6 protein-coding genes are annotated in these 7740 nt (G+C 39.8%); 3 read left to right on the plus strand and 3 right to left on the minus strand.

Translation table 11 applies throughout. From position 1 onward, the window contains the following. The 3 genes from rlmN to EA341_RS03500 form a co-directional block, all read left to right on the plus strand. The coding region (gene rlmN / locus EA341_RS03490) for a 23S rRNA (adenine(2503)-C(2))-methyltransferase RlmN (protein ID WP_293011355.1) at positions 1–1048 on the plus strand (1048 nt) is incomplete at its 5' end. Between the two features lie 355 nt (positions 1049–1403). Then, positions 1404–4103 carry a TonB-dependent receptor plug domain-containing protein gene (locus EA341_RS03495; protein ID WP_293011357.1) on the plus strand — a complete coding sequence of 900 codons (2700 nt, stop codon included), beginning with the start codon at positions 1404–1406 and terminating at the stop codon, positions 4101–4103. A gap of 75 nt (positions 4104–4178) precedes the next feature. Beyond that, positions 4179–4658, plus strand: coding sequence for a hypothetical protein (locus EA341_RS03500; protein WP_293011359.1), 480 nt, complete (start codon positions 4179–4181; stop codon positions 4656–4658). A gap of 100 nt (positions 4659–4758) precedes the next feature. Here EA341_RS03500 and EA341_RS03505 read toward each other — a convergent pair whose 3' ends face one another. From EA341_RS03505 to mutL, 3 genes are all read right to left on the minus strand, one after another. Continuing rightward, entirely contained in the window at positions 4759–5691 is a 933-nt protein-coding gene (locus EA341_RS03505) for a rhomboid family intramembrane serine protease (protein ID WP_293011361.1), read from the minus strand. A 3-nt stretch (positions 5692–5694) separates the two neighbouring features. Then, positions 5695–6498: a rhomboid family intramembrane serine protease gene (locus EA341_RS03510; RefSeq protein ID WP_293011363.1), complete on the minus strand. Its 804-nt coding sequence runs from the start codon at positions 6496–6498 to the stop codon at positions 5695–5697. A gap of 3 nt (positions 6499–6501) precedes the next feature. Then, positions 6502–7740 (minus strand): DNA mismatch repair endonuclease MutL (gene mutL / locus EA341_RS03515; protein WP_293011365.1); only part of this gene is annotated, 1239 nt, incomplete at its 5' end.

Here is a 7740-nt window from a genome sequence, read left to right on the forward strand (position 1 = left end):
GAAGAAGGACATTAGAAAATTAAGCCTGGAACAGTTGGAAGAATTTTTTGTCGCCCAAGGGGATAAAAAATTCAGAGCCAAGCAGGTCTATGACTGGCTTTGGAACAAATCCCTGAAAAACTTTGACGACATGAGCAATATCTCCAAGGAAACTAGGGAAATGCTCAAAAGCAATTTTTCTATCAACCACATCTTGGTAGACCTGATGCAGCATTCCAATGACGGCACCATCAAGAATGCCGTCAAACTTTTTGACAACAAAATTGTAGAATCAGTACTCATTCCGACTTCCAAAAGAATCACCGCTTGCGTTTCCTCACAGGTAGGATGCAGCCTGGATTGTAATTTTTGTGCTACTGCTAGACTCAAGCGCATGCGTAACCTAAATCCCGATGAAATCTACGATCAGGTAGTGGCCATCAAAGATGAAGCAGAGACATACTTTCAAAGACCTTTGACCAATATTGTCTTTATGGGTATGGGAGAACCTTTGTTGAATTATAGCAATGTCATTGACGCCATAGACAAAATCACATCTCCCGAAGGCTTGGGCATGGCGCCAAGAAGAATCACCCTCTCTACAGTAGGCATTCCGAAAATGATCAAAAAAATGGCAGACGATGGCGTGCGCTTCAATCTTGCAGTATCTCTGCACTCTGCCATCAATGAAACACGAAGCCGCTTGATGCCCATCAATGATGTCAATCCTTTGGAAGACCTAGCGGAATCATTGAAATACTGGTACCAAAAAACCAAAAGAAAAGTCACCTATGAATATGTGATCTGGGAAGGTATAAATGATGACGAAGCCCACGCACGTGCCTTGGCCAAGTTTTGTAAAATCATTCCTTCCAAAGTCAACATCATCCAATACAACCCTATAGATGAAGGAGAATTCAGACAGGCTTCTCAGGAAGCAGTAGACATGTACGTTAGGATATTGGAAAACAATGGCATCATCGCAAAAGTCAGGAAGTCAAGAGGTCAGGATATCGATGCAGCCTGCGGACAGTTGGCCAATAAAAACGAGGTGGGTGAAATATTATAAATTTTTTATATGATTATCCGAAATTATGCCAGATGACATATTTCCTTTGCTTTAAAGGAAAGCTGAACCCTGACCGACGTCAGGCGGGGATAACAGATGTCGGAAGTATGCTTGAATCTTGATTTCCACCATCTTTTGGGTCTTGAGTAGAGAATCCTGGCAAGAAAGCAGGTATACATAATATTTTATTTTTAATCCCTTATATCAGGTTTGCATATCTCAAAATAAATATTGTTAAAAATAACCTCCTTATTTACATATATTGATTTTTTAGTTATAATTGCAGAACTAAACCTTTTCTGATACGAACGTTAAAAGTATCAGCTATTCAATTTGACTTTTATCTTCTATTTCTATGAAAAGATTACTCATTTTCTGCTCAGTTTTATTAATCCCGGGTATCTACATACTGAGTGGATTTAAGCAGAAACCAGGAATCACCGAGCTATCCGAAAAAATCATCAACCTGCTGGAAGCGTATGCTGACGAAATACCCGAGGAAAAAGTATTTCTCCATCTTGATAAAACACTGTATGCCGCCGGTGACAATATTTGGTTTTCAGTCTACCTGACAGCAGGAAGCCCTGATATCCCTTCGCCATTGAGCAAAGTAGTGTATGTAGACTTACTGGATGATGAAGGCAATCTGGTTCAACAAAAAACAGTCAAAATCGAAGAAGGACATGCCTTTGGTGACTTCAGGTTAGACGGTTTTACCAAAGAAGGAAATTATATCATCAAAGCGTATTCCTATTGGCTCAAAGGTTTTGGGGAGGAAATGATATTTCAAACAAATGTACAGGTATTGGATACTTACAACATGAAATTCCAACCAAACGTCATTTTTGAAAAAGAAGAAATAGGACAAGAGATACATTATAAAGCAAAAGTTACAGCCGTTAATAAAACATTGAGGCCCCTATCGGGGGAAATGATTCATTATGAAATCCTAAAAGAAGGTGAATCAATAGACAAAGGAACTTTGACCCTTGATGAAGAAGGGAAATACGAATTATCTTTTTCCATACCAAACAAAGACCTGAAGCAAATCCATTCCCTGAACCTGATACAAGAAGAAAACGAGGATTACAGGATCAAAAGAAATTTTATTTTACCCTTTCCTGCTTCTTCTATTGATGTTCAATTCTTACCTGAAGGCGGTGACCTTATCGCAGGGTTCAACAATAAAGTGGCAGTGAGAGCCATTTATCCTGATGGAACCCCAGCTGAAGTTGAAGGTAAAATTGAACATAATGGACAAGAAATTTCATTCGAGACCAATAGCTCCGGTCTGGCAGCATTCAATGTAACTCCTCAGGAGGGAGAAATCACTAAGGTGGAAATTACTTTAGGCGAAGAAAAGTTAAGCATTCCATTAGGCCCAGTAAAAAGTCAAGGTATTAACATAGCCGTAGATACCTCAAAGGAAAGCCTTATCAATGTATTGATACAAGCCAAAGGATTTGACAAAATATCTCCTAATGGAGAAGCATTACTCGTAGTCCATGCAAGAGGACGTATTGCCTATATGCAAGTACTCAACCTGGAAACTGGTGTGTCAGGAGTGCGTCTCAACAGAAATCAACTGGTTCCTGGAATCAATCAGCTTACCATTTTTGAACCTGAGGGCACCCCATTGGCAGAAAGACTTATCTTCAACTCTTTGGAACAAGAACTTACCCTCAACTTATCTGCTGCCAATGTAAACACTGAGGCACGAGGGAAAAATAGTTGGACTGTCGAGATCGATGGAGAAAATTTTGAAGGAGGTAATTACTCAGTTTCCATTATTGATGCTGATGAGGCTCTTTTTACTCCCAGTTCAAGTATCAATTCCTTTTTAAAACTGGAGTCGGAACTAAGGGGAACAATCCATGAGCCTAAAAAACTTTTAGGTCAAGGAAAAGATGAACAAGCAATAGACCTGGTTATGCTGACGCATGGCTGGAAGCGTTTTGATTGGGAAAAAGTATTTTCAGGAAAAATAGATAATAAGCATTTTATAGAACAAGGGATAAACATTACCGGTACAGTCAGTCCCAAAGAAGACCGGAGGAGAGGACTATCCGGAGGCATGTTGAATGTCTTTTCTAAGGGAAAATCCGAAGACTTCCTCGCTGTGGAATTTGGAGAAAATGGTAAGTTTATCATTGATGACCTGGATTTCCAGGATACTACTCTACTTACAATTTCCGCAAATGACAAACGGCTCAAAGAATTTGTAAACTTAGAATTGGACCCCCCTTTATCTAAATATGTACAGTGGGAAGGTTTCAAACCCAAAATACAAAATTTTCAAATCTCGGAAAGTACACAGAGGTTTATGGAATCTGCTGAAAGAAGAAGGAGCGCTCAAGCTGCTTATGGCGATTTGGATGAGATCTTGATTGATGAATTTGTCATATCAGCTGATAAATACGAGCCAAATGAAGAAAATATCAACCGAATGTATGGAAAAGGAGATACGTCACTCAAACCTGAAGACATTGGGGGTTTTGAAGGTTATAGAGATATCTTCGAATTGCTACAAGGAAGATTTGCGGGTGTAAGGGTTTATCCTGACCTCATGGGAAACTCTACAATTACTATCCGAGGGGTTGGTTCAATTCAAGCGGGTGGAACACCTTTAATCCTTTTAGATAATACGCCTGTAGATATTGGCTTTGCAAGTGCTATCTCGCCAAGAGATTTAGCCTCAGTAGAAGTATTTAAAGATGCTGCATCACTGGCTATTTTTGGCAGTGCTGGTGGTAGTGGTGCAATTGCACTGTATACCAAAAGAGCGGCTGGAATAGGAAGCGTAGGAGAAGGTGTTTTCAATCTCCGTTTTCCAGGCTACTCAATAGCCAGCGAATATTATATGCCTATGTATGACAAAGAGAATCCCCCTGCACCGGATTATAGGTCAACTTTGTATTGGAATCCCAAACTGGAATGGAAGGACAATTCAGCCACGATAGAGTTTTTCAACAATGATATTGTGAAAAAATATAAAGTCATTATTCAAGGAATGGATAAGTTTGGGAGGCTATCCTATTTGGAACAGGATATCTAAACCAAACAATTTAAAAAATGAAATCAAAAAGACCCCTGAATTGGGTCTTTTTGCATTTATTCTTATCTTGAGCGAATGAAAAAACTATTCTTTATCATTCTCTTCTTCTCAAGCCTAGGATTCAATTATGCCCAAGAACAGGGAGATTTTAGACTGCAACTCGGTGCAGACTACAGATTGCGCATCAATGAGGTAGGTGCCAATGCAGGTATTGAATATTTATTTGTAGATAATTTCTCAATAGCACCCAATTTCAGTTATTATTTCCCTGATTTTGGAAGGATAAGTAATCTCAACGTAGACTTAAGGTACTACCTCACGCAAGGCGTCTCTCAAGTATATATTCTTGGAGGTTACAACAACTATTGGGAGAATTTTCAACCAGGACTCCCAGGCCAATCCCGTACCAGGCCAGGTGGGAATTTCGGTGCGGGAGCTTTTTTTGATGTAGGAGAAACTCTAGGATTTATTACAGAATTCAAAATCCAAAGCCAAAATACACGGATACCAGTATTGAGACTGGGAGTAGTGATGACTTTAGGTGGTCAATATTAGGATAATCATATCTAACTAAAACACCACCAAGGTACCAAGCTATAAAATTGAGTGAAATTGAATGCTGAGTAAAAATGTAATGAAGTAGTCAGTCCCGCAATTACTTCTTAGAAAATTCAAAAAGCTTTCTCTTTTCATCTTTGGAAAGAGCCTCATATCCTTTTTCTGCTATTTTATCCAAGATTTTGTCTATCTCCTCTTGTGTAGGCTCCGCACCTTTACTGCTTGGAGTGGGTTTAGGGTTTTCCGTACTCGTATAACTTTGGGAAGAAGTAAAGGTCTTTTTCTTACGATAAGACACCTTGACACTTGGTTTCTTTTCAAATAGCTTTTCAAAAAAGATTCCAATGACTTGAATACCGATTCCCCAATCTTTACCTTTTTGCAATTGACGTATATACATAAAGCCCATAGCAGCACCACCTAGGTGGGCCAATTCTCCCCCAGCATTGCTACCGGCACTGTTTACAAAAGCAATGATAACATAGAAAATAGCGATATACTTAATTTTAACTGGACCCAACAAAATCAGTTGGAAAGTGGTGTTTGGGGCCAAAGTAGCCGCTCCCACGACTATGGCATAGACCCCTGCACTTGCTCCCAACATCCTGCTCTGATCGAGTACATCTGCAAAATAGGGCGATATATTATACATCACTACATATAGAATAGCCCCCACCAATCCTCCCAAAATATACAGATTTGCAAGCTTTCGGCTACCTAGGTATTCATTGACCAAAAGACCAAACCAATACAAAAAGAGCATATTGAACAGGATATGGAAAATCCCCTCATGAAAAAACATGTAGGTAATTATGGACCAAGGCTGCACGATGTAAGCACTTAAATCGGCAGGCATCATCATATACGCCCTCAAGGACTGGTATAATCCTCCCGCTCCCGAAAAAGTAAAAAACACCCGGAAGACTACCATTACAAAAAAGACAAGGATATTGATAGCCAATAGCTTGTACAAACTATTGTTGCTTTGCTTAAATGCATTCCTCAAATTATCCCAAAATCCTCCGTACATATATCAATAGAAATTAGTCCTATCTTTTTTCCAAATGTAAATTAACACAAAGCCAACCACAGCACCAAAAACGTGAGCCATATGCGCAATATTATCATAGCCCGCTCTCATAAATTCCGAATATAGTGAATATAAGATGTAAACGGATACAAAATATTTTGCCTTGATAGGTACAGGTAAGAACAATAAAAACAGCTCAGTGTTGGGAAAAAGCATAGCAAATGCGACTAAAAGTCCAAATAAGGCTCCAGAGGCACCTATCATTGAGGATCTTTTAATATTATTCACTAGCGTGGCTCCCAGTGAGGTGACAATCTTGGAAGAAGTATCTGCAAGTTGGCTGTCTTCAGGATTTTCCCTGTACACATCCCTAAAGTCCAAATGCTTATCATCAAAGTATGGCCTGTAATCCTTGATATATTTGGCAAAATCTGCCGGATTTGGATCCGCAGCGTAAGAACTCACCTTGTTATTGATAATTCCTACCTGAATGGCATTATATCCAGAATACAAAATACCTGCACCTATACCTGCCACCATCCAGAGAATCAGGAACCGCTTAGAACCCAAAAACTGCTCCAACAACGGCCCAAAAATAAATAGCCCAAACATATTGCCGAACAAATGCCAGAAATCCGCATGCATAAACATGTAAGTGAAAATCTGGAAAGGCATAAATTGAGGCGTCCCCAAGTAGTATAGTGCTGCATATGCCTTCAGCATCGGAGCGAAATAGGCAGTGATAAAAAACAGGCCTATGTTGGCTATAAGAAGGTTTTTGGCTATTGGCGTGAGGTTTCTGAACATATTTTATTTGGTAAAAAAACCATGTATCTTTTGTAAATCCAGTTTGACGAATGTTTTGTTCCCTGACAGGCCATAATTTGGATTTAAGCAGGTAAATAATTGCCCTACCACAGCTTCCATTTCGGCTGTATCCAACCTTGTACCCTTCTTTATGGAAGATTTTCTCGCCAGAGATCGTGCTAAATTCTCTCTTTTGTCCAACGAAAGTTCTGACCGGAAGTGTTTGAACTGCTCCAACAATCCTTCAAACAAAGTTTTTTCATTATTCACATGGATGTCCGCAGGCACCCCTTGTATAAGTACTGTATCTTTCCCGAATTCAACGATAACAAAACCCAAGCTATGCAATTCCTCTTTGATATCCATTACCAAAGCGAAATCTGATTGACTAAGTTGTACGTGCGGGGGGAACAAACACTGTTGAGAAGCTCCTGAGGCCTGCGAAAGTTGCTTGATATATCTTTCGTAAAGAATCCTTTCGTGGGCAGATTGCTGATCCACAATCAGCATACCGGAAGACATTTGTGCTACTATATAATTAAGCTCCACCTGGAACGTGGCCCCTGAGTTTCCTCTTTCTTCTAAAAATGCCTGTGGCCGCGAGCCCTGTTCATTGGCCTTGCTTGGAAAGGTCAGTACATCTGTCTCTTCCTGTGTTGGTTCTTCCTTTGAAGGATTGAAATCCTGAGTATAATCCCTTTGTTCAAAAAGTTTTTCCCAACCGGACACGGATTGTTTATTTACTCCTGGGCTCTGAAAACTTTTATAGGAATTTTCTCTTTGAACAACTTCCTGCCCCAAAGTATTTTCTTCTTTTACATCAAAATTCTGCTGGGTATCATGTTTCCAGTTTTCAGAAAAATTCACGTCCAAAGAGAAATCCAATGTTGGTACTACATTATGAGCCCCTAGTGCCTGCTTCACTGCAGAGCGTATCACAGCATAAACTGTGCGTTCATCGTCAAATTTTATTTCGGTTTTGGTGGGGTGAACGTTGATATCGATGTGAGTTGGGTCAATTTCCAAAAACAGGACATAAAACGGCTGCATTTCTGAAGACATCAGCCCCTCATAAGCATTAGACACCGCATGGTGTAGATAATTGCTTTTGATATACCTGTTGTTTACAAAAAAATATTGTTCCCCTCGGGTTTTTTTCGCATTCTCCGGTTTACCTATATATCCTTTTACATTAAGGTGGGGAGTATCTTCCTGGCAAGCCACCAACTGTCCCTGATAAGA

Origin of the sequence: Mongoliibacter sp. (assembly GCF_007692705.1) — a bacterium.
Taxonomy (GTDB): Bacteria; Bacteroidota; Bacteroidia; order Cytophagales; family Cyclobacteriaceae; genus Mongoliibacter.